Source organism: Allobosea sp. GW822-FHT03F07, from assembly GCF_058801345.1.
In genome coordinates this window covers 1158927-1183613 of the sequence record NZ_JBXAND010000001.1, presented here as the reverse complement: position 1 = coordinate 1183613, position 24687 = coordinate 1158927, and the positions used below count along the sequence as shown (strand labels likewise).

Sequence of the window (24687 nt, the reverse complement as noted above, 5' to 3'; positions counted from 1 at the left end):
GTTTATATGAACGACAGGAAGCGGGGCGCGGGCGGCAAAAGCAGCCGCCGGCGGGCTCCCGCTTTCGGATGATGGGACGAGACGATGGAAAAGGTTCCGATGACCGCCGGCGGCTTCGCCGCTCTGGAGGCCGAGCTGAAGGATCGCCAGCAGGTGCAGCGCCAGCGCATCATCCTGGCGATCTCGGAGGCCCGCGCCCATGGCGATCTCTCGGAGAACGCCGAGTATCACGCCGCCAAGGAAGCGCAGGCCCTCAATGAAGGCCGCATCCAGGAGCTGGAATCGCTGATCGGCCGTGCCGACATCATCGACGTCGCCAAGCTGGCCGGCGGCGACACGATCAAGTTCGGCGCGACCGTCAAGCTGATCGACGACGACACCGAGGAGGAGAAGTCCTACCAGATCGTCGGCGAGCCGGAATCGGACGTGAAGTCCGGCAAGGTCTCGATCGGTTCCCCGATCGCGCGCGCGCTGATCGGCAAGAAGGTCGGCGATTCCGTGCAGGTCAACACGCCCGGCGGCGGCAAGTCCTACGAGGTCGTCAGCGTCGTCTTCCGCTGATCGCACAACGTCATGGTCGGGCCTGACCCGACCATCCCAGAAACCAGTGCCTTCCCGTCACGAGGTTCTCGGGTCGGAGCTTGGCTCCGCCCGAGAATGACGCCCCTCGCCAACCACCCTCCTCATCCGGCGATCACCGCCCGCATCGCCTTGACGATGCCGTCGACCGCGACGCTCGCCAGGATCAGCCCCATCACCCGGCTGATGACACTGGCGCCAGCATTGCCGATCAGCGCGATGATGCGGGACGCTCCGAGCATCAGGACCAGAGTCACCGCGAGGATTCCCGCGATCTGCATCACCGTCTCGGCCTGTTCGGGAATGCTGAAGCGCGAATTGTCCGTCACCGTCATCACGGTTAGCATCGCGCCGGGGCTCGCGATGCTCGGGATCGCCAAAGGATAGACGGCACGCTCCAGATCGGAGGTCCGCATCAGCTTCTCGTCCTCCTCCAGCTTCGATTCGCCGAAGATCATCGTCAGCGCGAACAGGAAGAGCACGATGTTCCCGGCGATCTCGAAGGAGGTCAGCGCGATTTCCATCGCGGTCAGCAACACCTGCCCGCCGACGACGAAGAACACCAGCACGCCGAAGGCGACCAGCGTCCCCCGGATCGCCACCGCGCGGGCCGCCGCGGCGCTCAGCCCGGCCGTCACCGCGAGGAAGACGGGCAGCGTGCCGATCGGATCAATCACGACCCACAGCTTGACGATCTCGGTGAACATGATTCGCCTCCGCTGGCCCCCCATTAAGCATGGCCGCGACGGCCGCCAAAGCGACGGATGCCCTCCCTTGGACAAAGCCCGGACGAGGACTACATCTTTCGGCATGGTCGCTGGAGCAAGCCGATGACGACGCGTCGAAACCTCCTCTCGCTCGGATTGATGGGCGCAGCCTTTGCCCTCGCTCCGCTGTCCGTCGCCAGCGCGCAGGCGCGCACGATCGGCAAGATCCGTGTCGACACCTCCCGCATCGCTGGCCAGGGCTGGGGCCCGAACGCCGAGCGCATCCGCATCGCCATGGAGCGCCAGCTCGCCGCGACGCTGGGGGCGATCTACCGCCCCGGCGCCGGCCCGACCTTGCACGTCACGGTCAAGGGCGTTTGGCTGGCGAGCTTCGCCGGCGGCAGCGGCGGCGGCAGGCCGACAGACGGCGGCGGCAGCAACGACAATTTCGACAGCGAGATCTTCCTGCTCGGCCCGCGCGGCGAGGTGCTGCAGACCTTCCCGATCCTCTCAGTGCTCGATTCGGGCTCGGGCGGAGCCTGGTACCGGCCCGATGTCGACCAGCGCCGCGTCGCGGCCCTGATCGAGAACAACGCCCTCTGGATCAGGCGCTATCTCGGTGGCTGAGGCGACTGCCTGATCTGAAAAGCCGTCTTGCCGCGCTCGAAGCCGCAGGCCCCGTAGAAGCCGAGCACGGCCGGGTCGCTGCGCCCGGTCATCAGCATGACCTTGTAGCAGCCTTGCGCAAAGGCATGCGCAACCGCCGCCTGGACGACGCTCTTGCCGAGACCGCGTCCGCGCAGCGCCGCATCGCTGACCACGTTCTCGATCAGCGCGAACGGACGCTGGCTACGCGTCAGATTGGGCACGACGATCAGCACGCAGGTCGCGGCCACGACACCATCGAATTCAACGACGTGCACGCTCATCATCTCACTGGCGAGAATGCGGCGCCAGGTTTCGTCGGCCGCCGCCGCATCTGGAAGCAGGTCGCCGGGGCTCAACTGGGCATAGAGCGCCAGGATCGCGGGCAAGTCCTCGACACATGCTTGGCGAACGGGGCTCATGCCTTCAGCCGAACGGCACGATCGGCTCGTCCTTCACCCGGTCGAGTGCAAGTGCGGTGCGGACATTGCGGACATTGGGCAGGGCCGTCAGCTCGCCGACGAAATCCTGGAAGGCCTTGAGGTCCGGCGCGACGCATTTCAGGACGAAATCGATGTCGCCGGAGAGCTTCCAGCATTCGCGCACCGCGGCCCAGGCGCGGATGCGTGCCTGGAACGCCTCGAGATCAGCCTCGGCCTGGCTGGCCAGATGCACGAAGGCGAAGCAGACCACGTCGAGCCCGAGCTTGCCTTCGTCGAGCTGGGCCCGATAACCGGTGATCAGCCCGGCTTCCTCGAGCGCCCGCACCCGCCGCAGGCAGGGCGGCGGCGAGATGCCGACGCGGCTCGCCAACTCGACATTTGTCATGCGCCCATCGGCCTGCAGTTCGCGCAGGATGCGCACGTCGATATCGTCGAGTTTGGATCGCACAAGGGGCCCCGGAGAAAGGTCGCGCTGGTGTAGACGCAGCGTCGGGGCGATACAAGGCATTGTCCGTGCCACAGGAGACGCCACCAGCCGGCGTCACCATCGAGGAGCCTGCAGGTGTCCGCCGAACCTTCTCCCAGCATCTGGGTCCTGACCGACGGCAAGGCCGGCGACGAAGTGCAATGCCTCGGCGTCGCCGAGCGGCTGGGCATCACCCCCGATGTCCGGCGCATCGCGCCCCGAAAGCCCTTCGCCTGGCTGATGCCGCGCGGCCCGATCGACCCGCGCGAGAGCCCGGACCGCCCCGGCAGCCCGATCCGCCCTCCCTTCCCCGACATCCTGATCGCGTCGGGCCGGCGCGCCGTGCCTTACGTGCGTGCCGTCAGGAAGGCTTCGAACGGCGCAACCTTCACGGTGTTCCTGAAGGATCCGCGCACAGGCGCAGGAAGCGCCGACCTGATCTGGGTCTCCGGTCATGACCGCCTGCGCGGTGACAACGTGCTGGTCACCACCACCTCCCCGCATCGGCTCGCGCCGGAGCGGCTTGCGCAGGCGCGCCAAGCCCCGCCGGCAGCCATTGCGGCCCTGCCCTCGCCCCGCGCGGCGGTGCTGGTCGGCGGTGACAGCCGCCATCACCGTTTCCGCCCGGATGATATCGCCCGCTTCACGGATGGGCTCGACGCGCTGGCCCGTTCCGGCGTCGCGCTGATGGGCTCGCGCTCGCGACGCACCACGCCTGATCTCGACAAGGCCGTCGGCGCCGTCTTCGCCCGCCATGGCGGCTGGTGGTGGGATGGCGCGGGCGAGAACCCCTATGTCGCACTGCTCGCCAATGCCGACGCCATCGTCACCACCGCCGATTCGACCAACATGATCGGCGAGGCCACCGCAACCGGTGCGCCGATCCTCGTCTTCGAGCCGCATGGCGGCCATGGCAAGCTGGCGAAATTCCTGGAGGCGCTGAAACGCGAAGGCTCCGTCCATCACTTCGAGGGGCGGCTCGAGGGCGCGCGCTACGAGCCGGTCGACTCGACACAGGCGATCGCCGATGCGGTGCGCCGCGGCTGGCTTATGCACAGGCAGCAGCTCGGCATCGCCCGATCTTGAGCGGTTGTGAGCTTGCATCGGCGACAGGGCATCGTATGTGACGAAAGCCGCAGGAACAGGAACCAGACCATGGCCCACACCCATGCCCGCGTGATGATCGTCGGTTCGGGCCCGGCCGGCTACACCGCCGCGATCTACGCCGCCCGCGCCATGCTGGAGCCGGTGCTGATCTCCGGCATGCAGGCCGGCGGCCAGCTCATGATCACGACCGATGTCGAGAACTATCCCGGCTTCGCCGACGTCATCCAGGGCCCGTGGCTGATGGAGCAGATGCGCGCCCAGGCCGAGCACATGGGCACGCGCATGGTCTCCGACCACATCGCCCGCGTCGATCTCTCGCAGCGGCCTTTCCGGCTCTGGGGTGATGGCGGCGAGACCTATTCCTGCGATGCGCTGATCATTGCGACCGGTGCCCAGGCCAAATGGCTGGGCCTGCCCTCCGAGCAGGCTTTCCAGGGCTTCGGCGTCTCCGCCTGCGCGACCTGCGACGGCTTCTTCTTCCGCAACAAGGAGGTCGTGGTGGTCGGCGGCGGCAACACCGCCGTCGAGGAGGCGCTCTATCTTGCCAATCTCGCCGCCAAGGTGACGCTGGTCCATCGCCGCGACAGCCTGCGCGCCGAGAAGGTGATGCAGGACCGGCTGTTCAAGCACCCGAAGATCGAGGTCGTCTGGGACAGCGAGATAGCCGAAATCTGCGGCGGCACCCAGCCACCCAACGTCACCCATCTGCACCTGCGCAACCTCAAGACCGGCGCCGAGAGCGAATTGAAGACCGATGGCGTTTTCATCGCGATCGGCCACAAGCCGGCGACCGAGCTCTTCGTCGGCCAGCTCGACATGAACGCTTCAGGCTATCTCGATGTCGTGCCGGGTACGAGCAATACCAACGTGCCAGGCGTCTTCGCCGCCGGCGACGTTACCGACGAGCACTATCGCCAGGCGGTCACCGCGGCCGGGATGGGCTGCATGGCCGCGCTCGATGCAGAGCGCTGGTTGCAGGCCAATGAGCTGGAACAACTCAAGGCCGCTGAATAACGTACAAAGCGGCAATTCATCACAGAAATTGATTGCTTTCGTAACCAGATTCAGTGTGAAAACGACGCCGTAATGCGATGCGGGCGTTGACGTTCAAGGATTTTAGCCCCCAACATGCATCAAACGCATAACGGGGGAACCGCGGTGGATTGGGACCGCATCAGGATCTTTTATACCGTCGCCGAGTCCGGCAGCTTCACCAAAGCTGGCGATGTTCTCGGCCTCAGTCAATCCGCCGTCAGCCGCCAGATCGGCGCGCTGGAGCGCGAATTGCGGGCGCCGCTGTTTCATCGCCATACGCGCGGTCTGATCCTGACCGAGCAGGGTGAGTTGCTGTGGCGCGCCGCGCGCGAGATGACGCAGCGCCTGGAGCGGACGCGCTCGCAGCTCTCGGAGACGCGGGAGCATCCCTCCGGCGAGCTCAAGGTCACCGCGACGCGCGGCCTCGGCGGGCATTGGCTGACGCCGCGCCTGGCCGAATTCCTCGATCTCTACCCCGACATCAAGGTCGACCTGATCCTCACCGACGAGGAGCTGGACCTGTCGATGCGCGAGGCCGACATCGCCATCCGTCTGCGCCAGCCGCAGCAGCCGGACCTGATCCAGCGCAAGCTCTTCACCGTCCATTTCCACGTCTACGGTTCGCCCGCTTACGTGAAGCGCTTCGGCGAGCCCAAGACCCATGAGGATCTCGACAACCACCGGATCCTGTCCTTCGGCGGCACCTCGCCCTCTTATCTCACGGCGGTGCACTGGCTCGGCTCGCTCGGCCGCGACCAGCGCAACCCCCGGCCGATCCATCTGACCGTGAACAACATCACGGCGATGAAGCGGGCGGTCGATTCGGGCGCCGGCATCGCCGTCCTGCCCGACTACCTCATCGAGACCGGCTCCCCGCTCGTGCAGTTGATGCGCGAGACCGAGATGCCGCAGCTGGAGAGCTATCTGGTCTATCCGGAAGAGATGAAGTCGGTCGCGCGCGTGCAGGTCTTCCGCGACTTCCTGATTCAGAAGGCGCAACGCTGGACCTACTGACCGGCAGCCGGGCGCGCCGAAATCCCGACTCGTTTTGATCCAGATCATGGCGCCTGGCAGCTTTTGCTGCCGGGCGCGTCCTCCACTTGCATGATGTGACGGCAGTCTCGGTGCGAGACTGCACCGGAACGGGGCAAACCTTAGCGATATCGCTTCGCGTCCGAGGATCGCGGATGCGTTGCGCGCATATTTATCAATGATTTAGACTTAAATCGCGCCAATTGATCGCAGTTCATGCAATCTGCGCATGGCGGACCCAAGCTATGCTGCATTGCAAAAAGGCAGGTGCTGCCCGATATAGCAATCACGGTTGTTCGGAACGGGCTCTGCTATCTCCTCCCGGCATCGAGTTCGTTTCAGCCGTTCCCCTCTGAGATGTTTGGCGTTTGAGCCGGATGTTTCAAACTTTCAAGGCCGGCTCCCTTACGGGACGCCGGCCCTTTTTTTGGCTTTTCAGTCGAAGTAGCGACCTGCCCTTACGTTGCGAGCTTCCCGGTAAAGCCGGCGAACCTGTCCATGAACTTCTGCAGGAATTCACGTGTCGCCTCCACGGTGACGGCATCGGCGTCGTCGACGAGGCCCTCCTTGTAGGTGATGAACATCTCGCCACCCATCATCTGCGCGCCGAGATTGCCGAGAATGACGCGCAGATGCTGCTGGGCACAGGCCGTGCCGATGTTGCCGGGACTCGCGCCGATGATCGCGACAGGCTTGCCCCGCCAGACGCCCTTGCCCGATGGGCGCGATGCCCAATCGATCGCGTTCTTCAGCGCGGCTGGAATCGAGCGGTTGTGCTCGGGCGTGACGACCAATAGTGCCTGTGCGCCTTCGATCTCGCCTTTCAACCGGGTGGCGCTCTCGGGCCAGGCGGTTGCCTCGAGATCCTGGTTGAACATCGGCAGATCGTCGATCTGGACGAAATGCGCGACAAAGGACGCCGTGCCGAGCTTGGCCAGCGCCCGCGCCAAGCGGAGGTTGATCGACGCTTTGCGGTTGCTGCCGACAATGATGGCGAGTTTGAACGGAGCCATGAAACCGGAACCTCGATTGCAGGGGGGTGAAATGGGAACAGGTGGAGGAAACCCATCGGCATCGCCGATGGGTCCGCCGAAGGCGCTCAGCGCGGCCGCGCAGCCAGCGGCAGGGCGCCGAACAACCCGGGAAGCGGGCTGGTCCTGGCCTTCTCGATCGTCAGCATCCTGAGCTTGGTCTCGACGCCGCCATCAGCCGAAAAGCCACCTGTCTTGCCGCCGGCTGCGAGCACGCGATGGCAGGGCACGATCGGCGCGAACGGGTTCTGGCCCAGCGCCACACCGACCGCCCGCGCGGCACCCGGCTCGCCGATCCGCGCCGCGACCTCGCCATAGGTCAGCGTCTCGCCGGGCGGAATGGCGAGCGCCACCTCATAGACCCTACGGTTGAACGCCGGCACGCTGGCGAGGTCGATCGGCAGATGCGAAAGATCGCGCGGCTCGCCGTCGAGAAGCGCCGTGATGTCGGAGATGGCGGCCTGCGCAAAATCGGGCGGCATAGCCTCGCTCGCCTGCGGAAACCGCCGCGCCAGACGCTGCCGCGCCACCGCCTCGTCGCTCTCGGGAAGTTGCGCGCCGATGATGCGCCCGCCCTGCCAGACCAGCGCGCAGGCGCCGATCGCAGTGTCGAAGAGAGTGAAGTGCTGGGACATCATGCCATTCCCCGGCGAGGCGAAACGCAGATCGGAGAATCCCTTGCCAGAGAGGCCCGGGTCAAGCCCGGGCCTGACGATTGACGGCAGCTCACATATAGAGCTTCTCGCCCTCCAGCCCTTTATAGAGGCCTGCAACCTGCTCGCCATATCCGTTGAACAGCAGCGTCGGCTTGCGGTCGCGCGTGCCCAGCACCTGCTCGCTCGCCTGGCTCCAGCGCGGATGCGGCACTTGCGGATTCACATTGGCCCAGAAGCCGTATTCCCCGCCCTGCAGCCCCTCCCAGAAGGTCTTCGGGCGCTCGGCAACGAAGCTGATCTTGGTGATCGACTTGGCCGATTTGAAGCCGTATTTCCACGGCACGATCAGCCGGACCGGCGCGCCGTGCTGGGTCGGGATCGGCTTGCCGTAGATGCCCGTCACCAGCAGCGGCAGCTCGTTCGCAGCCTCGGCGATGGTCAGACCCTCGGTGTAGGGCCAGGGATACCAGCGCTGCGACTGGCCGGGCGCCACCCGAGGATTGAGGAAGGTCTCGAAGCGGATGTATTTCGCCGAAGCGAGCGGCCTGGCGAAATCGACGAAGGCCTTCAGCGGGATGCCCGTCCACGGCACCGCCATCGACCAGGCTTCGACGCAGCGAAAGCGATAGAGCCGCTCTTCGAGCGGCAGCTTGCGGACGAGATCGTCGAAGCCGATCTCGAATGGCTTCTCGACCATGCCATCGATCGTGATCGTCCAGGGCCGGGTCGCCAGCCGTTTTGAGGCGGCGACGATGTCCTTGGAGGTGCCGAACTCGTAGAAGTTGTTGTAGCTCGCCGCGTCGTCTTCCGCCGTCAGCGGCCGGTCGAGCGTGTAGGCGGCGTTCCTCTTCGCAGGGTAGAGATCCTGGGTCGGATCGGGCCCTTGGGCGAAAGCGCTTTGCGGCAGGGCGGAACCAGCGATCAGCCCGACGCCCCCCGCCATAAAGCTGCGGCGGTTCAGAAAAGCGGATTCAGGCGTGGCCTGGCTCTCGGGCATTTCCCAGCCGGCACGGCGTTTGATCAGCATCGACGGACTTGGCTCCGTTTCGGATGCCGCGACACTGCGCCCGCCACCCCTCACTCGCAAGTCACGAGGGGGAGAGGTGGCGAACCATCGTGGCCGACCTTGAGCCGACCATCTCATTGCGCGCTGTCGTCGGGAGCTGCTCGGGTCAAGCCCGAGCATGACGCAACGGCCTCACCCGCGCGCTTCGAGAGCCTTGACGATCGCCTGGCCCATCTCGCTGGTCGAGACGGCATTCGTGCCGGGAGCCGCGATGTCCTTGGTGCGCGTGCCGGAGCCGAGCACATCGGCGATCGCGCCCTCCAGCCGGTCGGCCGCCTCGCCGGCGCCGAAGGAGTAGCGCAGCGCCATCGCAAACGAGCCGATCATCGCGATCGGGTTGGCGAGGCCCTTGCCGGCGATGTCGGGAGCCGAGCCGTGGACGGGCTCGTAGAGCGCCTTGCGCTTGCCGGTGGCCGGGTCCTCGGCGCCGAGCGAGGCCGAGGGCAGCATGCCGAGCGAGCCGGTCAGCATCGCCGCGATGTCGGACAGGATGTCGCCGAACAGATTGTCGGTGACGATGACGTCATACTGCTTCGGCCAGCGCACGAGCTGCATGGCGCAGTTGTCGGCGAGCACGTGCTCGAGCTCGACATCCGCATACTCCTTGGCATGCAGCGCCGTGACCGTCTGCTTCCAGAGGACGCCGGTCTTCATGACGTTGTGCTTCTCGGACGAGGAAACCTTGTTGCGGCGGGTGCGCGCCAGCTCGAAGGCGACGCGGCAGATCCGCTCGATCTCCGGCGTGGTGTAGAGCTGCGTGTCGACGCCACGCTTGGAGCCGTCCTCCAGCGTCACGATCTCCTTCGGCTCGCCGAAATAGACGCCGCCCGTCAATTCGCGCACGATCAGGATGTCGAGCCCCTCGACGACCTCCTGCTTCAGCGACGAGGCCGAGGCCAGCGCCGGATAGCAGATCGCCGGGCGTAGGTTTGCGAACAGGCCGAGATCCTTGCGCAGGCGCAGCAGTCCGGCTTCCGGACGATGTTGATAGGGCACATCCGCCCATTTCGGCCCGCCGACTGCGCCGAACAGCACCGCATCCGCCTGCTGGGCGAGCTTCATGTCGCCTTCCGAGATCGCCTGCTTGTGCGCGTCATAGGCGGCGCCGCCGACGAGCCCCTTCTCGATTTCGAAGGAGGCCAGCCCTTGCTTGCCGAACCAGGAGACGATCGTCTCGACCTGGCCCATCACCTCGGGGCCGATGCCGTCGCCGGGAAGCATCAGGAGCTTGTGGGTCGCCATGGTCGTCGCCTCGCCGTTTCTTGGACTGTCGTGGCGGCTGATTAGGGCGCGGGACGGTGACGCGCAAGCGTCTCGGAGGGAAGGTCAGGGCCGCGCCAGCCGCGCGGTCACCTCGATCTCGACCTTCATCTCGGGCTTGAGCAGTCCCGCTACGACATAGATTCCGGCTGCCGGGCGGATCTCGCGGAAGACCTCGCCGCAGACCCCCAGCACCGGCTCGCAATAGCTCCGGTCGGTGACGAAATACTGCGCCCTGACCACCCGCGTCAGCGACGAGCCGGCTTCCGTCAGCACGGCATCGAGCGTGCGGAAGATGTTGCGCGCCTGCTCGGCGACGTCTTCCGGCAGCATCATGGTGACGTAGTCGTAGCCGGTCGTGCCCGAAACGAAGACGAGGTCGCCGTCGATCACCGCCCGCGAATAACCGAAGGCGGTCTCGAAGGGTGAGCCGGTAGAGATCAGGCGGCGCTCCGAATGCGCCATCAGACCCGCCCGCTCTTCAGCGCCCGCAGCACCTTCTCGCCCGGCCGCCCCGTCTGCGGCATCCCGATCCTGGCCTCGATCTCCTTGATCGCCGTCCGCGTCAGCGAGCCGACGGCGCCGTCGGGCTCGCCGACATTATAGCCACGCGCGATCAGCAGGCGCTGGAGTTCACGGCGCTGCTCGCGCGATAGCGGCAGATCGTCGGTTGGCCAGTCGCCCTGCACACCCGGCCGGCCGCGTAGGCGGTCGGACAGGAGCGAGATGGCGAGCGCATAGGAATCGGCGCCGTTGTAGCTGTAGGCGGCGTCATAGTTCTTGAAGACGAGGAAGGCCGGCCCGTTGCGTCCGGCCGGCATCAGCAGGCCCGCATTGCCCGAGCCGGTCAGCGCCGAGCCGTCGAACTTGACGATCCCGCGCGCCGCCCAGGACGAGACCGGCTGCTTCGGATTGCGCCCGGTCGGGCCGGAATAGCCATTCGGAACGCGCACCTCATAACCCCAGGTCGCGCCGGTGACCCAGCCGGCCTTGTCCATGAAGTTCGCGGTCGAATGCAGCGCGTCGGGGATCGAGTCGACGAGGTCGCGCCGCCCATCGCCGTCGCCATCGACGGCGAGCCTGAGATAGGTCGAGGGGATGAACTGGGTGTGGCCGAAGGCGCCCGCCCAGGAGCCGAACAACCGTTCGGGCCGAACGTCGCCGCGCTGGATGATCTGCAGCGTCGCGATCAGCTCGCCCTTGAAGAAGGCGTTGCGGCGCGGCGCGAGGCAGGCGCCGGTCGAGAGCGCCTGCACCAGCGGCATCTTGCCCCGCGCCTTGCCGAAATCGCTCTCGACGCCCCAGACCGCCAGGATCGTGTGCCGGTCGACGCCGAAGCGCTGCTCGGCCGCCGCCAGCGTCGAACCATGCTGGCGCAGCATGGCCCGGCCTTCCGCGACCTTCTCCTCGTCGACCAGCGTCCCGAGATAGTCCCAGATCGGAGTCTTGAACTCCGGCTGGTTGTTCATCGCCTCGATCACCTTCATGTCCGGCTCGACGCCGGCCATGGCGCGGTCGAAGGTTGCGCCCGACACGCCTTTCGCAGCGGCCTCGGCGCGAAGACCAGACAGGCAGGACTGGAAGCCGCTCTGCGCCGATGCGGCGGAGGCTAGCAGGACGAGAGGCAGGGCCAATGTGATGACGCGCATGGGTCTCCACCGAATCGCAGGAATGACGCGAAACTAGGGCGTGAGCGTTAAGGGAGGTTAACCATCGCGAACTGCGGCGCAACGCAGCGAATCCGATTATGAGGGTTATCCGCACATTGGAATCGCCCATGTCGACAGCCTCGATCGAGATCCTCGGCTTCGTCGCCGCCACACTGACCAGCCTGTGCTGGCTGCCGCAGGCCTGGCGCACGATCCGCACCCGCGACACCCGCGCGATTTCGCTCTGGACACAGTCTCTCTTCGCCGCCGGCACCGCGCTCTGGCTAACCTATGGGCTGCAGATCGGCTCCTGGCCGGTCGTCCTTGCCAATGCGCTGACGCTGCTGCTGGTATCGCTGATCGTCATGATGAAGCTGCGCTTCGGCTGAGACGATGCCTTGCCCGAACGAGACACCGGGCCGCCCCTCCCCGCCGTCACTCCAGGAAAGCCCCGGCATGCCCTCGATCACCACTGCCCATATCCTGCCGGTCGTCATGCTGATCGGCTCGAACGTCTTCATGACCTTCGCCTGGTATGGGCATCTCAGCTACAAGGGCAGCGCGATCCTGCTCGCCATTCTCGCGAGCTGGATGATCGCTCTCCCCGAATACATGCTTGCCGTGCCCGGCAACCGGATCGGCGCTTCCGTCTATTCGACCGCGGAACTGAAGACCATGCAGGAGGTCATCACCCTGACCGTCTTCGCAGCCTTCTCGGTCTTCTGGCTGAAGGAATCGCTGACCTGGAACCACGCGATCGGCTTCGCGCTGATCGCCGCCGGCGCCTTCTTCATCTTCCAGGCGAAAGCCTGAGGATCGGGCAAACAGCGGCGATCGAGGCGGACGCATGGACAGGACGACCCACATCCCCTCGCCCGACCATCCGGCGGTCGCAGCCTATCTGGCCGATGGCTATGACCGCGTCGTCGGGATGTCCTCGCGCTTCGCCGCTGCGATTTGCGCGAGGCTGCTACGCCTGCAGACAGAAGAGGGGGTGAAGGGCCCGATCGCCGAGATCGGCGCCTTCGAGGGCCGCTTCTTCATCGCCTTGGCGCACGCGCTGGAGCCCGGTGAAATCGCGCTGGCGCTCGATATCTTCGAATGGCCTGATCCGGGCGTCGAGCAGCGCTTCGAGGCCAATTGCGCCCGGCACGGCATCGGTCCCGAGCGCCGCCGGACGATCAAGGGCGATGCCGGAGCCATGCCGCCGGCCGACCTCCTCGCCCATGCCGGTGGCGCGAGGCTGCGTCTCGTCCATATCGACGGCGAACATTCGCGCGCCGCCCTCGCCAGGGATCTGGCGCTCGCCACGGCCTGCCTCGCCGATGGTGGCCTGATCGTCCTCGACGACATGCTTCACCCCGGCTATCCGACGCTGATGGTCGCGGTCCAGGCCTATCTCGAAGCCAACCCCGACATCGTCCCGCTCTGCGTCATCGACCGCGAGACCATCGTCGGAGCAACCAAGTTCGTGCTCTGCCAGCGCAACTGGTTCGATCGCTACCAGACACAGGCGCTGAAAATCTTCAAGGATTTCATCTGGCCCCTCGGCGCCGATTTCGAGCCGCATTGGTGTCTCGTGCTGTCGCAGGACACGCGGCTGGCGGAGATCGTCTGACAGGCTCTACCGCCCCGGCCGGACCCGCAGCACCTTGCCGTCGCTGGCGTCGCTCAGCAGATAGAGGAACCCATCCGGCCCCTGCCGGACATCGCGGATGCGCAGGCCGAGCCCTTCCAGCAGCCGCTCTTCGCCGGTGACGCTCTCCCCTTGCGTCGAGAGCCTGACCAACATCTGGCCGGCGAGCGCCCCGACGAAGAGCGAGTTCTTCCACGCCGGCCAGACCGGGCCCGTATAGAAGGCCGCGCCCGACGGCGCGATCGAGGGATCCCAGTAGAACAGCGGCTGCTCCATGCCAGCCTTGGTGGTACCCTCGCCGATCTTCGCACCGGAATAGTCGATGCCATAGGTGATCACCGGCCAGCCATAGTTCTTCCCGGCCTTGGGCGTGTTGACCTCGTCGCCGCCACGCGCACCGTGCTCGGCCGTCCAGAGCTGGCCCGTTTCGGGATGCAGCGCGGCGCCCTGGACGTTGCGGTGGCCGATCGACCAGATCTCCGGCTGCCAGCCCGCGATCTTCGGGTTGTCAGCCGGCGCGCCGCCCCCGGGGCTGATGCGCATGACCTTCCCGATATGATTGGCAGGATTCTGCGCCTGGTCGCGCTGGCTGTAGCGGTCCCCGACCGTGACGAAGAGCGCGCCCTTGCGGTCGAAGACCAGCCGCGAGCCGAAATGCATCGTGCTGTTGATCGTCGGCATCTGCTGGAAGATCACCTGCGTGCCCTCCAGCGCCGTGCCGCGCTCGTTCAGCCGGGCGCGGGCGACGCTGGTGCCGTTGCCGCCGGGGCGTGGCTCCGAGAAGGACAGGTAGATCGTCCGGTTCTGCGCAAATACCGGATCGATGATCACGTCGAGCAGCCCCCCCTGCCCGCGCGCGGCGACATTGGGTACGCCCGCGATCGGCGTCGACAGCTTGCCGTCCGTCCCGACCAGCCGCAGCCGGCCCGGCCGCTCGGTGACCAGCATGCGCCCATCGGGCAGGAAGGCGAGACCCCAGGGATTCTCCAGCCCGCTCGCCACGGTCTCGACGGCAAGATCGCCGGCACTGGAGGGAAAGCGCTGCTGCGCCTGGACGCCGGGAACAAGGGCCGGAACGGTGGTTACGGCCACGAGGGCGATCGCATAGGCATGCCGGCGCATCATTGGCTCCCTGTCGAGGCTTCAGCCTTCTGATAGGAGACAACGGCGCCGCCCGCCAATCGGTTGCCTGCAGGTCACGTCGAAGTGAAGCCGGCCCGCCCCCGCTACAGCGGAGGCGCCCGCCTCACTCCGGCTTCACTCCGGCCGCCTTGATGATGTTCTCCCAGACCGCGATTTCCTGGAGGTGATAGGGCCGGAACGCGGCCGGATCGCGCAGCTTCAGCGTGAAGCCCAGCTTCAGGATCTGCTCGGTGACCGCAGGCTTGGCAATCGAGCCCAGGATCGCCTTCGACAGCACCTCCAGCACCGGCGCCGGCGTGGCGGCGGGCGCAAAGAAGGCCGCCCAGGAATCGGCATCGGCGTTGCTGACGCCCTGCTCGCGCAGCGTCGGGATGTCCTTGGCGCGCGGATTGCGCTCGGGGCTGGCGATGGCCAAGGCGCGCAGATTACCGGCATTGATCTGTTCGAGCACGCTCGGCAGTGTCGAATTGGCGATGTCGATGCGCCCGCCGATGATCTCCTGCACCAGCGGCGCCGCGCCGCGGAATGGCACATGCGTCATCTTGATGCCAGTGCGCTGCATGAACAGTTCCATGGCCAGATGCGAGCCGGAGCCGACGCCGGTCGAGCCGTAGTTGAGCTTCTCGGGATCGGCCTTGGCCAGCGTGATCAGTTCCTTGATGTCCTTGGCCGGCAGGTCCTTGCGCACGACGAAGGCGTGCTCGAAGGCGCCGACGCCGGCGAGCGGTGCGAAATCCTTGACCGCGTCGTAGCCCGGCTCCTTCAGCAGGAACATGTTGTTCCCATGCGTCTGGTTGTTGCCGAAGATGATCGTGTGGCCATCGGCCGGGCCATGCGCGACAGCACGTGTGCCGACGGCGCCCGAGGCCCCGGCCCGGTTGTCGACCAGCACGTTCTGGCCGATCGAACCGGAAAGGTCCTGCGCCACGAAGCGCGCGATCGCGTCGGTGGGCCCGCCCGCCGGATAGGGCACGACGATGGTGATCGGCTTGCTCGGAAAGCTCTGAGCCCGAACGAGCGAGGGCGCGAAAACGGCGCCGGCCATCAGGCCGAGCGTGGTGCGGCGGGTCAACGACATGTAATTCCTCCCGGGCGGCCCGATCTGCGACAGGCTTGGCGGGAGCATTAGGGAGAAAAGCGTTCTGCGTAAAGCGCTTGCAGAAGCATATCGCTCCCTTCAAGCAGCGACGAATCCGGCCCGCTTCAAGCGCTGGATCGCCAGGTCGAGCGCCTGCAGGAAAGCTGAGCGGTCCTTCTGCGAAAACGGTTTCGGCCCGCCGCTCGCAGCCCCCATCGCCCGCAGATCCTCCATCATGTCGCGTGTCGCCAGCGCCATCCCGATCGAGGCCTCGGTGAAGGCCTTGCCGGTCGGGCCGATGGCCTCGGCGCCGGCCTTGATGCAGCGGTCGGCCAGCGGAACGTCCGAGGTGACGACGATCGCGCCGCGCGCCACCCGCTCCGCGATCCAGTCATCGGCTGCATCGAAGCTGCCGGAGACGACCACGCGTTCGATCCAGGGCTCGCGCGGCAGCAGCATGAAGCTGTTGGCGACGACGTAGACCCGCAGGCGATGACGCTCGGCGACCTTGAAGACCTCAGCCTTCACCGGGCAGGCATCGGCATCGACATAGATCGCGATCGCTTTGCGGGTCTCGATGCCGGGCGTTTCCATTTCCAGGGAGCCATGACAGGCGCGCCGGGTCGAGGCAAGCCCGGCCTTTATGGCCGCTTTACGCCTGGATCGCGTCTTCGGCATCGCGCCCTTACGGCGAGCGAACCTACATCCCCGGGACAGATGGAGGTTCTCATGACCATGCTTGCCGCCCCCACCCCCAGCCGCCATGCCCGGCGCGCCCGCGCCATCTACGACACGCTGCCGGCCTCGCGCAGCAGCGGCAGGGACAGCGCCCGCTCCCTGCTCGGCGAGTTGGCGATGCTCGCCGTCTTCCTGGCGTTCGTGGCGGGCGTGATCGCGTTGCGCGCCTGGCTGCATGTGCCGCAGCTCTGAGAACTCGGCACGATATGGGTCAGCATAGCCCGCTTCGGACGCGGCTCGACAGCGCGAGCCATCTCTTCCTTGTCGGCCGCTCGCAATCCGGCTTCTGGGTCGCGCGCGACCTCGAGGGCCAGGCGGAAGGCATCTTCCGCGACAAGAAGGCGGCCATCCGCTTTGCCCTCTTCGAGGGCGGCCATGCCAATGCCGTGATGCTTTCGCCGGGTGGCGTCGAGCCGAGCTTTGGCCAGGCTCCGCGCTGAAGCATCCCGGGACAGGGTGGCTGAGAGGCACGCGCGGCGGCTGCACAGGGACCTCTCCGCCATCCTGCTCTCGGCCGCCGGCGCCCTGATCGACCAGTTCCATTCGGTCGGCATCGGCGATCCCGCCGACATCGCGCGCCGGCTCAACCGCCGCGGCTTCCCCTGTTTCGGCCGCAACCGCTGGACCGCCGGCGCCGTCAAGGCTGTGCTGCGCCGCCGAGCCTGTGTGGATGATGTGGGTGAGTGCACCCGCACGCAAGAAAGCAGGTGCGTGGACGTTGGCTCTGTCCTAGACTCAAGGCCTGCTTCGACATGACGAGGCCCGGCTTCCGCCGGGCCGGCCGCGGCAGGCGAAAGCCGCCCCATGATCGATTCTCGCGACATTGCCGACAGTGTTCCGGGCCGCGCCTGACGAACGCTTCACGATCACCGAGGACGCGATCCCCGCGCCGCTCGAGCCAAGGAGCAGGACGATGGCAAAAGGCGAACAACGCGGAAACCGCGAAGCCAAGAAGCCCAAGAAGGACAAGCCGAAGGCCACGGCCGCCGCGCCGGCGACCTTCGCGGCCGTCGTCGCCAAGGCGGCGGGACCAAAGAAGAAATGATCCGTTTCAGGACGATCGACCCAGCCGAGCAGGGCAAGCAGGCTGAGAAGCCCGTCGCGCCGGCTGTCGTGAAGCCGGCGACGCCGGAAACCGCCGAGGACGAGGCCTCGACGGCTGCCCGCAAGGGCCTGACCCGCAAAACACCGCTGCGGGCGAAGAAGCCGGCTGCCACACGGCCGTTCCGCGACTGAGCAGAAGGCCCTCCAGGGCGTCGCAATTTCTCTAGGTCGCTTCAGCCACCTCGTCGGTCCAGACCCTGAACCCCGTCAGCGTGTTCGGCCCGAAGGTCGTGGCGATCGCGACGTCGGCGGCGTCGCGCCCGCGCGCGATCAGCACGCGGCCGATGCGGGGCACGTTGTTGCGCGGATCGAACATCTGCCAGCCGCCCTTGAGATAGGCTTCGAAGGACGCAGCGAAATCGCCCGGCGGCCAGGGCGGCGGCGTGCCGACATCGCCGAGATAGCAGGTGCAGTAGCGCGCCGGGATGTTCATCGCCCGGCAGAAGGCGATGGCGAGATGGGCATAGTCGCGGCAGACACCGCGGCCCTCGCGATAGGCATCGGACGCGGTGCGCGTCACGCTGGCATCGTTGTAGTCGAAGGCGATGCGCTGGTTGACGAAGTCGCAGATCGCCTGGACGCGCGGTGCGCCGGGCTGCGTATGCCCGAAGAGTTGCCAGGCGAGGTCGAGCAATCGGTCTGAGTCGCAGAACCGGCTCGCCAGCAGGAAGACGATGCACTCCTCCGGCAGGTTCTCCACGGGCACCTGCGCCGCGCTCCGGTCGAAGCTCTCCGGCAGGCCGCTGTCGGAAATGATGGCATCGGCGGTGATCCGCATGGCGCCCTGCGGCGCCAGCAGCCTCGTACACCAGTTGCCGAAGCCGTCGCGATAGGCGGTCATCGGCACGGAGGGCCGCAGACACATGTAGTCGGGGGTTACAAGGTCCGAGAACCGGCTGAAATGCACATTCAGCACCAGGATCAGCGGCGTCGGTTGCGGGAAATCGTAGTCGAGCTCGTAGCCGATCCTGAGTTTCACGCGGTGCCTTCTGCGCGGAAGACCGCGCCCTGGAGAAAGGCCCCTCAGCCTGCTCTGCACTATGCATGTTTTCGGCCAGAGCCGATATGAGCGGCCTATGAGCCGGCTCGAATTCGTGACGCTTCTGGGATCGATCAATCACTCTGGCTTGCGATGGGCCGCCATGACGCCTAAACCACGCGCGCGCCAGCCAGGCGCGCCCCGTTCCGCCCCCCGGAGAACAGTCCCATGGCCTTTCTTGCCGACGCCCTGAAGCGCGTGAAGCCGTCTGCGACCATCACCATCACGCAGAAGGCGCGCGACCTGAAAGCGCAGGGCAAGGACGTGATCTCGCTCTCCGTCGGCGAGCCCGATTTCGACACGCCGGACAACATCAAGGAAGCGGCGATCGCCGCCATCCGCCGCGGCGAGACGAAGTACACGCCGGTCTCCGGCATCCCGCAGCTGCGCGAGGCGATCACCCGCAAGTTCAAGCGCGAGAACGGCCTCGACTACAAGCCGAGCCAGGTCATCGTCTCGACCGGCGGCAAGCATGTCATCTACAACGCGCTCCTCGCCACGCTGAACCCCGGCGACGAGGTCATCTGCGTCTCGCCCTACTGGGTCTCCTACCCCGAAATGGTGGCGCTCTGCGGCGGCACCCCGACCTTCGCCGAGACGAAGATCGAGAACGAGTTCAAGCTCCAGCCGGAAGAGCTCGAGCGCGCGATCACGCCCAAGACCAAGTGGGTGATCCTGAACTCGCCGTCGAACCCGTCGGGCGCCGCCTATAGCCGCGCCGAGATGAAGAAGCTCACCGATGTGCTGATGCGCCACCCGCATGTCTGGGTCCTCACCGACGACATGTACGAGCACCTGGTCTATGGCGACTTCGAGTTCGTGACGCCGGCTCAGGTCGAGCCCGGCCTCTATGACCGCACGCTGACCATGAACGGCGTCTCGAAATCCTACGCCATGACCGGCTGGCGCATCGGCTACGCGGCGGGTCCGCAGCATCTGATGAACGCCATGGACCTCGTCCAGGGCCAGCAGACCTCGGGAACCTCGGCGATCTCGCAATGGGCGGCCGTGGAGGCGCTGGACGGCTCGCAGGACCATCTGCCGGTCTTCAAGAAGGCCTTCGAGCGCCGCCGCGACCTCGTCGTCTCCATGCTCAACCAGACCCGCGGCCTCGTTTGCCCGAAGCCGGAAGGCGCCTTCTACGTCTATCCCGACTGCTCGGCCCTGATCGGCAAGACGATGCCGAACGGCAAGAAGATCGAGACCGACGAGGATCTGGTCATGGGCATCCTGGAGACCGAAGCCGTCGCCGCCGTCCACGGCTCGTCCTTCGGCCTCGGCCCCAACTTCCGCATCTCCTACGCCACCTCCGACGAGAAGCTGGAAGAAGCCTGCCGCCGCATCCAGCGCTTCTGCGCCGAACTGCGCTGATCGGATCATGACCCCGCGCGGCCTGCCGCGACGGCTCGTTCTGGCCGGGAGCTTCATGCTCCCGGCCTCTTTCGTTTACGGGCAGGGCTCGGCCTCGCTATCCGCCCGCGAGGCGCATGAGGCGGAGCAGGCGAAGCATGTCGTCCTCATAGATATCCGCACGGTGGACGAGTGGCGCGACACCGGCCTGCCACGAGGTGCGCTGCCGCTCTCCGTCGACGGACCGGCCTTCGAGGTTCGGATCGCGGGACTTCGCCTCGACAATCCCGGCAAGCGCATCGCCCTGATCGACCGCACCGGCGCGCAGGCGGCTGCGACCGTGCAGAAGCTCGCCGGACGCGGCTGGCGCGAGATCGCCGCCGTGCGCGGCGGCATGCTCGGGCCGGGCGGTTGGCTCGCCGAGAGACTGCCCGTGACGCCTTATCCCTGAGGCTTCAGCAGATCCGGCCTTCGCTCCCGTGTGATCCGCTCGGCCTCGGCCCGCCGCCACTTCGCGATGCGGGCATGGTCGCCGGAGAGCAGCGCTTCCGGCAGGCCCCTGCCCTCCCATTCGCGCGGCCGCGTATAGTGTGGATACTCGAGCAGGCCGTTCTCGAAGCTCTCGTCCTGACCGGAAAGCTCCTTGCCCATCACGCCAGGGATCAGGCGCACGCAGGCGTCGAGCACGACCATCGCCGCCATCTCTCCGCCGGACAGAATATAGTCGCCGATCGAGACCTCGGTCAGCCCGCGTCCCTCGATCACGCGCTCGTCGACGCCCTCGAAGCGGCCGCAGACGATGACGACGCCCTCGCCCGCCACCCAATCGCGCACTTGGCGCTGGCTGAGCGGACGCCCGCGCGGCGACATCAGCAAACGCGGGCGCGTGTCGTCGGCCGGAACGGCCGTATCGATGGCCGCCGCCAGAACGTCGCAGCGCAGTACCATGCCGGCACCGCCCCCGGCTGGGTTGTCGTCGACATTGCGATGCCGGCCGATGCCATGATCGCGGATCTGGTGCGTCTCCAGCGACCACAGCCCCTTGCGCAGGCCCTCGCCCGCCAGCGAGACGCCGAGCGGGCCGGGAAACATCTCCGGATAGAGGGTGAGGACGGAAGCGCGGAAGCTCATGCCGCAGAGAAGCGCAGCGCCGGAAGTGCGTCCAGCGCCGCGAAATCCTTCACGCTCGCGATGACGTTGCCATAGGCGTCGAAGGCCTCGACCCCCAGCATGGTCAGCATCGCGACAGCGCGCATGCCAGCGCGGCGCGCCGCCTCGACGCCGAGCGGCGCGTCCTCGAAGACGAGGCAGGTTTCCGGCGCGACCTTCATGCGCTCGGCAGCGCCGAGGAAGAGATCGGGATGCGGCTTGCCGCGAAAGCCCTGGCTCGGAGCGATGATCGTGGCGAAGCGCTGGCGAAGGCCGAGTGTATCCAGCACGACGTCGATATTGGCCGGCGGCGCGGCAGACGCCACCGCCATCGGGATGCCGGCGGCATCCGCCCGATCCATCAGCGCGAACAGGCCGGCGAGCGGCGCGACATGCGGGCGGTAGCTCTCGCGATAGAGCGCTTCCTTGGCCTCGCCGAGGCGGGCGACCTCCTCGGCATCCGCATCGGGAAAATGTGGGCCGACGATCTCGCCGACCGCCATCCCGGCCGTATTGGTGAAAAAGCTCGCGCGATCGAAGGGCAGGCCGTGGCCGAGATGCCAGCTTTCCCAGGCGTCGTCATGGAAGCGCATATTGTCGACGATGGTGCCGTCCATGTCGAAGATCAGCGCGCCGACAGGCGTATCAATCGTCATTGTCGGCCTCGAACAGCCCCTCGGGCGGAACGACCTCGATCTGCCGGGCGGCGATGTCGATGCGCGGCGCGAAAGCCTTGGTGAAAGGCATCAGCACCGAACGGCCGTCCGGCAGCGCGATGTCGAGCAGGTCACCCGCACCGTAATTCTCGACCGTGGTGACGGTGCCCAGCGTCGCGCCATCCGGGCCGATAACGGCACAGCCGATCAGATCGGCCTGCAGGAACTCGTCCTCGTCATCGGGAGCGGGAATCTGGTCGCGCGCCACGAAGAGCTGGACGCCGTTGAGGCCTTCCGCAGCTTCGCGGCTGGTAACACCCTTCAGCCGGGCGACCACCACCTCCTTGGCGGGGCGGATATCGGCGATCTCGAAGCGGCGTCCCTTGTCATCGGACAAGGGGCCGTAATCCGCGATCGCAAGGGGATCGCCGGTGAAGGTCTTGATGCGGACTTCACCCTTGATCCCATGCGCGGCGCCGATGACGCCGAGCAGGACGAGCGTGTCGTCAGCGGCCATGGCGTGCACCATCGCGCAAAGACGGGCCCACCGTCATGCTCGCCCTTGTGGCGAGCATCCACGTCTTGAACTCAGGTCTCGCCAGGCGAAGACGTGGATGGCCGGGACAAGCCCGACCATGACGAATTGCATCGCGAGCCTGAGGCAGCATCACGCCTCGGCTTCGGCCGGGGCAGCGCTCTTGGCGGCCTTCTTCTCGGCGCGCTCCTTGGCCTTCTCGCCCGGCGTGCCCTTGTTCGGGTTGTTGCGGGCCGGGCGCTTGGTCAGGCCGGCGGCGTCGAGGAAGCGCAGCACGCGGTCGGTCGGCTGGGCGCCCTTGGCGAGCCAGTCCTTGGCCTTCTCGAGGTCGAGAACGACGCGCTCGGCCGAATCCTTGGCCTTCATCGGGTCATAGGAACCGATCTTCTCGATGAAGCGGCCATCGCGCGGCGAGCGGGCGTCGGCGACGACGATGCGGTAGTACGGGCGCTTCTTGGCGCCGCCACGGGTCAGGCGGATCTTGAGAGACATTCTCGTTCTTCCTTGGTTTTGGTTTTGGTTGGTTGCGGTGAAATCAGGGCTTGTTGTCTTCGACCAGCTGGTCGATCGCGGCCCAGGGATCGTCCTTCATGCCGGTCGAGGTGAAGATCTCCAGGTCGATCGAGCCGTCTTCGAGGACATCGATCTCCCAATATTCACCCGGCGCATGCACGAGGAAGGAGAAGGCGTCGTCGCGATAGGACGACGTCTCATAGGACAGGTTGGCGTCGTCGAGACGCGCCTTGACCTGCTTGAACACGTCGAACATGCCGACGCGCATTTCGGTGGGCTTGGTCACTTCTTCTTGCCTCCGAAGGGGTTGGATCCCCCCAGCCCCGGCAATCCCCGGCCCGGCATGCCACCGAGCCCCGGCAGTTTCGGCATCATGCCGGCAGGCGGCGTGACGCCCTTCGGCAATCCGGGAAAGCCTCCCGGAGGCAGGCTCGGCATGCCGCCGCCCGCGCCGAGCTGCTTCTGCAGTTCGGCGAGTTGCGCCGGGTCCATCTTCGACGGGTCGGGCATGCCGGCAGGCAGACCGCCCATCCCGCCTCCGATGCCAAACATCGAGCCGAGCTTGCCGAGCATGCCGCCCTTCTGCTTCTGCATCTGCTTCATCATGTCGGCCATGCCGCGATGCATCTTGAGCAGCTTGTTGATCGCCTCCGGCGAGGTGCCGGAGCCAGCGGCGATGCGCTTCTTGCGGCTGTTCTTGAGGATGTCGGGGTTCTTGCGCTCGGCCGGCGTCATCGAGTCGATGATCGCGATCGATTGTTTGAACAGCTTGTCGCCCATGCCCGAGGCGAGCTGGCCTTGCATCTGCTTCATGCCGGGCAGCATGCCCATCACGCCGCCGAGGCCGCCCATCTTGCCCATCTGCTCGAACTGCATGCGCATGTCGGAGAGGTCGAAATTGCCCTTGGCGAGGCGCTGCGCCAGCGCCTGGGCCTTGTCGGCATCGACCGTCTGGGCCGCCTTCTCGACGAGGCCGACGATGTCGCCCATGCCGAGGATGAGATTGGCGACGCGGGACGGATGGAAATCGTCGAGTGCATCGACCTTCTCGCCCGTGCCGACGAGCTTGATCGGCTTGCCGGTGACGGCACGCATCGACAGCGCCGCGCCACCGCGGCCGTCGCCGTCCATGCGGGTCAGCACGATGCCGGTCAAACCGACGCGGCCGTCGAAGGCGCGTGCCGTGTTGACGGCATCCTGGCCGGTCAGCGCGTCGGCGACGAGCAGCACTTCGTGCGGGTTGGTCGCGGCCTTGACCTCGACCACCTCCGCCATCAGCGCCTCGTCGAGCGTGACGCGGCCGGCAGTGTCGAGCATCACGACGTCGTAGCCGCCGAGCCTGCCCGCCTCCATCGCGCGGCGGGCGATCTGCACCGCCGACTGGCCGGCGACGATCGGCAGCGTCGCCACGCCGACCTGCGTGCCGAGGATGGCGAGCTGCTCCATCGCGGCCGGACGGCGCGTGTCGAGCGAGGCCATCAGGACACGCTTCTTGTTGCGGTCGGTCAGGCGCTTGGCGATTTTGGCCGTGGAGGTCGTTTTACCCGACCCCTGCAAACCCACCATCAGGATCGGCACCGGGGGCACGGCGTCGAAGCTGATGCCCTCGCCCTCACCGCCGAGCATGTCGATCAGCGCGTCGTTGACGATCTTGATGACCTGCTGGCCGGGGGTGATCGACTTCAGGACCTCGGCGCCGACAGCCCGCTCGCGGACCTTGTCGGTGAAGGAGCGCACGACCTCGAGTGCGACGTCGGCCTCGAGCAACGCCTTGCGCACCTCGCGCAGCGCGGCGTTGACGTCCTCCTCGGTCAGCGAACCCCTGCGGGTGAGGCCCGAGAGGATGCCTGACAGCTTGTCGCTCAGAGTGCCGAACATGCGGACCTGCCTGCCTCACGAGCATGAAGCCGAAAAGTGGATACCGGTTTTCGGACCACTTCATGCTCAAAAAACTCACCGTCACAGCCTCGACCGTACCGCCAAACGGTTTCGCGCCCGAGGGCGCAGACGCGCTGTCGGGCGTTGACCTCCGGGCTCATGAAGCAATGACGCGGCCCGGTCGGCGGATGC

Annotated in this window: 33 protein-coding genes; 14 read left to right on the top strand and 19 right to left on the bottom strand. The window is 66.6% G+C overall.

Annotation, left to right across the window (positions count from 1 at the left end; genetic code table 11):
• Nucleotides 1-84: 84 nt before the first annotated feature.
• On the top strand, nt 85-561 hold the full coding sequence (greA, locus tag AC1RMY_RS05705; RefSeq protein ID WP_492862983.1) for a transcription elongation factor GreA: 477 nt from the start codon (nt 85-87) through the stop codon (nt 559-561).
• 122 nt (nt 562-683) lie between these two features.
• Here the strand turns inward: greA and AC1RMY_RS05700 are convergent, their stop codons facing one another.
• A complete protein-coding gene (locus AC1RMY_RS05700; protein ID WP_492862982.1) occupies nt 684-1286 on the bottom strand; it encodes a MarC family protein in 603 nt (200 codons plus the stop codon).
• A gap of 123 nt (nt 1287-1409) precedes the next feature.
• On the opposite strand from AC1RMY_RS05700, the gene AC1RMY_RS05695 reads away from it, so the two are divergent.
• Nucleotides 1410-1913, top strand: a complete 504-nt coding sequence (locus tag AC1RMY_RS05695; RefSeq protein WP_492862981.1) for a hypothetical protein — start codon at nt 1410-1412, stop codon at nt 1911-1913.
• On the opposite strand, the gene AC1RMY_RS05690 is transcribed toward AC1RMY_RS05695, so the two are convergent.
• Nucleotides 1898-2353, bottom strand: coding sequence for a GNAT family N-acetyltransferase (locus AC1RMY_RS05690; RefSeq protein ID WP_492862980.1), 456 nt, complete (start codon nt 2351-2353; stop codon nt 1898-1900). The genes AC1RMY_RS05695 and AC1RMY_RS05690 overlap by 16 nt on opposite strands.
• 4 nt (nt 2354-2357) lie before the next feature.
• Complete coding sequence (locus AC1RMY_RS05685) at nt 2358-2822, bottom strand: Lrp/AsnC family transcriptional regulator (RefSeq protein WP_492862979.1); 465 nt, start codon at nt 2820-2822, stop codon at nt 2358-2360.
• A 114-nt stretch (nt 2823-2936) separates the two neighbouring features.
• Between AC1RMY_RS05685 and AC1RMY_RS05680 the strand changes: the two genes are divergently transcribed.
• The 3 genes from AC1RMY_RS05680 to AC1RMY_RS05670 all read left to right on the top strand — a co-directional run bounded on the left by AC1RMY_RS05680 (nt 2937) and on the right by AC1RMY_RS05670 (nt 5996).
• The gene (locus AC1RMY_RS05680; RefSeq protein WP_492862978.1) at nt 2937-3926 is read left to right on the top strand and encodes a mitochondrial fission ELM1 family protein; all 990 of its coding nucleotides are present in this window, start codon (nt 2937-2939) and stop codon (nt 3924-3926) included.
• 69 nt (nt 3927-3995) lie between these two features.
• On the top strand, nt 3996-4961 hold the full coding sequence (gene trxB / locus AC1RMY_RS05675) for a thioredoxin-disulfide reductase (protein ID WP_492862977.1): 966 nt from the start codon (nt 3996-3998) through the stop codon (nt 4959-4961).
• A 144-nt stretch (nt 4962-5105) separates the two neighbouring features.
• A complete protein-coding gene (locus AC1RMY_RS05670) occupies nt 5106-5996 on the top strand; it encodes a LysR family transcriptional regulator (protein ID WP_327529462.1) in 891 nt (296 codons plus the stop codon).
• Nucleotides 5997-6472: 476 nt separating this feature from the next.
• Here AC1RMY_RS05670 and AC1RMY_RS05665 read toward each other — a convergent pair whose 3' ends face one another.
• The 6 genes from AC1RMY_RS05665 to AC1RMY_RS05640 form a co-directional block, all read right to left on the bottom strand.
• Nucleotides 6473-7027 carry an NADPH-dependent FMN reductase gene (locus AC1RMY_RS05665; RefSeq protein ID WP_492862976.1) on the bottom strand — a complete coding sequence of 185 codons (555 nt, stop codon included), beginning with the start codon at nt 7025-7027 and terminating at the stop codon, nt 6473-6475.
• Between the two features lie 86 nt (nt 7028-7113).
• Nucleotides 7114-7683 carry a methylated-DNA--[protein]-cysteine S-methyltransferase gene (locus tag AC1RMY_RS05660; RefSeq protein WP_492862975.1) on the bottom strand — a complete coding sequence of 190 codons (570 nt, stop codon included), beginning with the start codon at nt 7681-7683 and terminating at the stop codon, nt 7114-7116.
• A gap of 88 nt (nt 7684-7771) precedes the next feature.
• On the bottom strand, nt 7772-8728 hold the full coding sequence (msrP, locus tag AC1RMY_RS05655; protein WP_492862974.1) for a protein-methionine-sulfoxide reductase catalytic subunit MsrP: 957 nt from the start codon (nt 8726-8728) through the stop codon (nt 7772-7774).
• Nucleotides 8729-8899: 171 nt separating this feature from the next.
• The gene (leuB, locus tag AC1RMY_RS05650) at nt 8900-10009 is read right to left on the bottom strand and encodes a 3-isopropylmalate dehydrogenase (RefSeq protein WP_492862973.1); all 1110 of its coding nucleotides are present in this window, start codon (nt 10007-10009) and stop codon (nt 8900-8902) included.
• An 84-nt stretch (nt 10010-10093) separates the two neighbouring features.
• On the bottom strand, nt 10094-10492 hold the full coding sequence (locus tag AC1RMY_RS05645) for a RidA family protein (protein WP_492862972.1): 399 nt from the start codon (nt 10490-10492) through the stop codon (nt 10094-10096).
• Nucleotides 10492-11676: a lytic murein transglycosylase gene (locus tag AC1RMY_RS05640; RefSeq protein WP_492862971.1), complete on the bottom strand. Its 1185-nt coding sequence runs from the start codon at nt 11674-11676 to the stop codon at nt 10492-10494. Before AC1RMY_RS05640 ends, AC1RMY_RS05645 begins: the two co-directional genes overlap by 1 nt.
• 128 nt (nt 11677-11804) lie before the next feature.
• On the opposite strand from AC1RMY_RS05640, the gene AC1RMY_RS05635 reads away from it, so the two are divergent.
• The 3 genes from AC1RMY_RS05635 to AC1RMY_RS05625 all read left to right on the top strand — a co-directional run bounded on the left by AC1RMY_RS05635 (nt 11805) and on the right by AC1RMY_RS05625 (nt 13294).
• On the top strand, nt 11805-12065 hold the full coding sequence (locus AC1RMY_RS05635) for a SemiSWEET family sugar transporter (RefSeq protein ID WP_492862970.1): 261 nt from the start codon (nt 11805-11807) through the stop codon (nt 12063-12065).
• 67 nt (nt 12066-12132) lie between these two features.
• Nucleotides 12133-12489 (top strand): DMT family protein, encoded by a 357-nt coding sequence (locus AC1RMY_RS05630; protein ID WP_492862969.1) that lies wholly within the window; start codon nt 12133-12135, stop codon nt 12487-12489.
• Nucleotides 12490-12523: 34 nt separating this feature from the next.
• Nucleotides 12524-13294: a class I SAM-dependent methyltransferase gene (locus AC1RMY_RS05625; protein WP_492862968.1), complete on the top strand. Its 771-nt coding sequence runs from the start codon at nt 12524-12526 to the stop codon at nt 13292-13294.
• A gap of 6 nt (nt 13295-13300) precedes the next feature.
• Here AC1RMY_RS05625 and AC1RMY_RS05620 read toward each other — a convergent pair whose 3' ends face one another.
• The 3 genes from AC1RMY_RS05620 to AC1RMY_RS05610 form a co-directional block, all read right to left on the bottom strand.
• Nucleotides 13301-14434: a PQQ-dependent sugar dehydrogenase gene (locus AC1RMY_RS05620; protein ID WP_492862967.1), complete on the bottom strand. Its 1134-nt coding sequence runs from the start codon at nt 14432-14434 to the stop codon at nt 13301-13303.
• A 124-nt stretch (nt 14435-14558) separates the two neighbouring features.
• Entirely contained in the window at nt 14559-15533 is a 975-nt protein-coding gene (locus AC1RMY_RS05615; protein ID WP_492862966.1) for a Bug family tripartite tricarboxylate transporter substrate binding protein, read from the bottom strand.
• A gap of 99 nt (nt 15534-15632) precedes the next feature.
• The gene (locus AC1RMY_RS05610; RefSeq protein WP_492862965.1) at nt 15633-16127 is read right to left on the bottom strand and encodes a YaiI/YqxD family protein; all 495 of its coding nucleotides are present in this window, start codon (nt 16125-16127) and stop codon (nt 15633-15635) included.
• A 135-nt stretch (nt 16128-16262) separates the two neighbouring features.
• Here AC1RMY_RS05610 and AC1RMY_RS05605 point away from each other — a divergent pair, with 135 nt between their 5' ends.
• The 4 genes from AC1RMY_RS05605 to AC1RMY_RS05590 all read left to right on the top strand — a co-directional run bounded on the left by AC1RMY_RS05605 (nt 16263) and on the right by AC1RMY_RS05590 (nt 17507).
• The gene (locus AC1RMY_RS05605; RefSeq protein WP_492862964.1) at nt 16263-16463 is read left to right on the top strand and encodes a hypothetical protein; all 201 of its coding nucleotides are present in this window, start codon (nt 16263-16265) and stop codon (nt 16461-16463) included.
• A 14-nt stretch (nt 16464-16477) separates the two neighbouring features.
• A complete protein-coding gene (locus AC1RMY_RS05600) occupies nt 16478-16711 on the top strand; it encodes a hypothetical protein (RefSeq protein WP_492862963.1) in 234 nt (77 codons plus the stop codon).
• Nucleotides 16712-17103: 392 nt separating this feature from the next.
• Nucleotides 17104-17316, top strand: a complete 213-nt coding sequence (locus tag AC1RMY_RS05595) for a hypothetical protein (protein WP_492862962.1) — start codon at nt 17104-17106, stop codon at nt 17314-17316.
• Nucleotides 17313-17507 carry a hypothetical protein gene (locus AC1RMY_RS05590; RefSeq protein WP_492862961.1) on the top strand — a complete coding sequence of 65 codons (195 nt, stop codon included), beginning with the start codon at nt 17313-17315 and terminating at the stop codon, nt 17505-17507. Before AC1RMY_RS05595 ends, AC1RMY_RS05590 begins: the two co-directional genes overlap by 4 nt.
• A 31-nt stretch (nt 17508-17538) precedes the next feature.
• Here the strand turns inward: AC1RMY_RS05590 and AC1RMY_RS05585 are convergent, their stop codons facing one another.
• On the bottom strand, nt 17539-18354 hold the full coding sequence (locus AC1RMY_RS05585; protein ID WP_492862960.1) for a transglutaminase-like domain-containing protein: 816 nt from the start codon (nt 18352-18354) through the stop codon (nt 17539-17541).
• 228 nt (nt 18355-18582) lie between these two features.
• Here AC1RMY_RS05585 and AC1RMY_RS05580 point away from each other — a divergent pair, with 228 nt between their 5' ends.
• Nucleotides 18583-19785, top strand: coding sequence for a pyridoxal phosphate-dependent aminotransferase (locus AC1RMY_RS05580; protein ID WP_492862959.1), 1203 nt, complete (start codon nt 18583-18585; stop codon nt 19783-19785).
• Nucleotides 19786-19792: 7 nt separating this feature from the next.
• Entirely contained in the window at nt 19793-20215 is a 423-nt protein-coding gene (locus AC1RMY_RS05575) for a rhodanese-like domain-containing protein (protein WP_492862958.1), read from the top strand.
• Here the strand turns inward: AC1RMY_RS05575 and trmD are convergent.
• The 6 genes from trmD to ffh form a co-directional block, all read right to left on the bottom strand.
• Nucleotides 20206-20895: a tRNA (guanosine(37)-N1)-methyltransferase TrmD gene (gene trmD, locus AC1RMY_RS05570; RefSeq protein ID WP_492862957.1), complete on the bottom strand. Its 690-nt coding sequence runs from the start codon at nt 20893-20895 to the stop codon at nt 20206-20208. The genes AC1RMY_RS05575 and trmD overlap by 10 nt on opposite strands.
• Nucleotides 20892-21569: an HAD family hydrolase gene (locus tag AC1RMY_RS05565; protein WP_492862956.1), complete on the bottom strand. Its 678-nt coding sequence runs from the start codon at nt 21567-21569 to the stop codon at nt 20892-20894. Before AC1RMY_RS05565 ends, trmD begins: the two co-directional genes overlap by 4 nt.
• Complete coding sequence (gene rimM, locus AC1RMY_RS05560; protein WP_492862955.1) at nt 21559-22086, bottom strand: ribosome maturation factor RimM; 528 nt, start codon at nt 22084-22086, stop codon at nt 21559-21561. Before rimM ends, AC1RMY_RS05565 begins: the two co-directional genes overlap by 11 nt.
• A gap of 150 nt (nt 22087-22236) precedes the next feature.
• Nucleotides 22237-22596: a 30S ribosomal protein S16 gene (gene rpsP, locus AC1RMY_RS05555; RefSeq protein ID WP_492862954.1), complete on the bottom strand. Its 360-nt coding sequence runs from the start codon at nt 22594-22596 to the stop codon at nt 22237-22239.
• Nucleotides 22597-22639: 43 nt separating this feature from the next.
• Nucleotides 22640-22903: a hypothetical protein gene (locus AC1RMY_RS05550; protein ID WP_492862953.1), complete on the bottom strand. Its 264-nt coding sequence runs from the start codon at nt 22901-22903 to the stop codon at nt 22640-22642.
• Entirely contained in the window at nt 22900-24495 is a 1596-nt protein-coding gene (gene ffh, locus AC1RMY_RS05545; RefSeq protein ID WP_492862952.1) for a signal recognition particle protein, read from the bottom strand. The genes AC1RMY_RS05550 and ffh overlap by 4 nt, the downstream gene beginning before the upstream one ends.
• Nucleotides 24496-24687: the final 192 nt, after the last annotated feature.

Coding starts and splice junctions, on each gene's coding strand:
- greA (WP_492862983.1), top strand. CDS start 85: ATGGAAAAGGTTCCGATGACCGCCGGCGGCTTCGCCGCTCTGGAGGCC.
- AC1RMY_RS05700 (WP_492862982.1), bottom strand. CDS start 1,286: ATGTTCACCGAGATCGTCAAGCTGTGGGTCGTGATTGATCCGATCGGC.
- AC1RMY_RS05695 (WP_492862981.1), top strand. CDS start 1,410: ATGACGACGCGTCGAAACCTCCTCTCGCTCGGATTGATGGGCGCAGCC.
- AC1RMY_RS05690 (WP_492862980.1), bottom strand. CDS start 2,353: ATGAGCCCCGTTCGCCAAGCATGTGTCGAGGACTTGCCCGCGATCCTG.
- trxB (WP_492862977.1), top strand. CDS start 3,996: ATGGCCCACACCCATGCCCGCGTGATGATCGTCGGTTCGGGCCCGGCC.
- AC1RMY_RS05665 (WP_492862976.1), bottom strand. CDS start 7,027: ATGGCTCCGTTCAAACTCGCCATCATTGTCGGCAGCAACCGCAAAGCG.
- AC1RMY_RS05660 (WP_492862975.1), bottom strand. CDS start 7,683: ATGATGTCCCAGCACTTCACTCTCTTCGACACTGCGATCGGCGCCTGC.
- msrP (WP_492862974.1), bottom strand. CDS start 8,728: ATGCTGATCAAACGCCGTGCCGGCTGGGAAATGCCCGAGAGCCAGGCC.
- leuB (WP_492862973.1), bottom strand. CDS start 10,009: ATGGCGACCCACAAGCTCCTGATGCTTCCCGGCGACGGCATCGGCCCC.
- AC1RMY_RS05645 (WP_492862972.1), bottom strand. CDS start 10,492: ATGGCGCATTCGGAGCGCCGCCTGATCTCTACCGGCTCACCCTTCGAG.
- AC1RMY_RS05640 (WP_492862971.1), bottom strand. CDS start 11,676: ATGCGCGTCATCACATTGGCCCTGCCTCTCGTCCTGCTAGCCTCCGCC.
- AC1RMY_RS05635 (WP_492862970.1), top strand. CDS start 11,805: ATGTCGACAGCCTCGATCGAGATCCTCGGCTTCGTCGCCGCCACACTG.
- AC1RMY_RS05630 (WP_492862969.1), top strand. CDS start 12,133: ATGCCCTCGATCACCACTGCCCATATCCTGCCGGTCGTCATGCTGATC.
- AC1RMY_RS05625 (WP_492862968.1), top strand. CDS start 12,524: ATGGACAGGACGACCCACATCCCCTCGCCCGACCATCCGGCGGTCGCA.
- AC1RMY_RS05620 (WP_492862967.1), bottom strand. CDS start 14,434: ATGCGCCGGCATGCCTATGCGATCGCCCTCGTGGCCGTAACCACCGTT.
- AC1RMY_RS05615 (WP_492862966.1), bottom strand. CDS start 15,533: ATGTCGTTGACCCGCCGCACCACGCTCGGCCTGATGGCCGGCGCCGTT.
- AC1RMY_RS05610 (WP_492862965.1), bottom strand. CDS start 16,127: ATGGAAACGCCCGGCATCGAGACCCGCAAAGCGATCGCGATCTATGTC.
- AC1RMY_RS05605 (WP_492862964.1), top strand. CDS start 16,263: ATGACCATGCTTGCCGCCCCCACCCCCAGCCGCCATGCCCGGCGCGCC.
- AC1RMY_RS05600 (WP_492862963.1), top strand. CDS start 16,478: ATGGGTCAGCATAGCCCGCTTCGGACGCGGCTCGACAGCGCGAGCCAT.
- AC1RMY_RS05590 (WP_492862961.1), top strand. CDS start 17,313: ATGATCCGTTTCAGGACGATCGACCCAGCCGAGCAGGGCAAGCAGGCT.
- AC1RMY_RS05580 (WP_492862959.1), top strand. CDS start 18,583: ATGGCCTTTCTTGCCGACGCCCTGAAGCGCGTGAAGCCGTCTGCGACC.
- AC1RMY_RS05575 (WP_492862958.1), top strand. CDS start 19,793: ATGACCCCGCGCGGCCTGCCGCGACGGCTCGTTCTGGCCGGGAGCTTC.
- trmD (WP_492862957.1), bottom strand. CDS start 20,895: ATGAGCTTCCGCGCTTCCGTCCTCACCCTCTATCCGGAGATGTTTCCC.
- AC1RMY_RS05565 (WP_492862956.1), bottom strand. CDS start 21,569: ATGACGATTGATACGCCTGTCGGCGCGCTGATCTTCGACATGGACGGC.
- rimM (WP_492862955.1), bottom strand. CDS start 22,086: ATGGCCGCTGACGACACGCTCGTCCTGCTCGGCGTCATCGGCGCCGCG.
- rpsP (WP_492862954.1), bottom strand. CDS start 22,596: ATGTCTCTCAAGATCCGCCTGACCCGTGGCGGCGCCAAGAAGCGCCCG.
- ffh (WP_492862952.1), bottom strand. CDS start 24,495: ATGTTCGGCACTCTGAGCGACAAGCTGTCAGGCATCCTCTCGGGCCTC.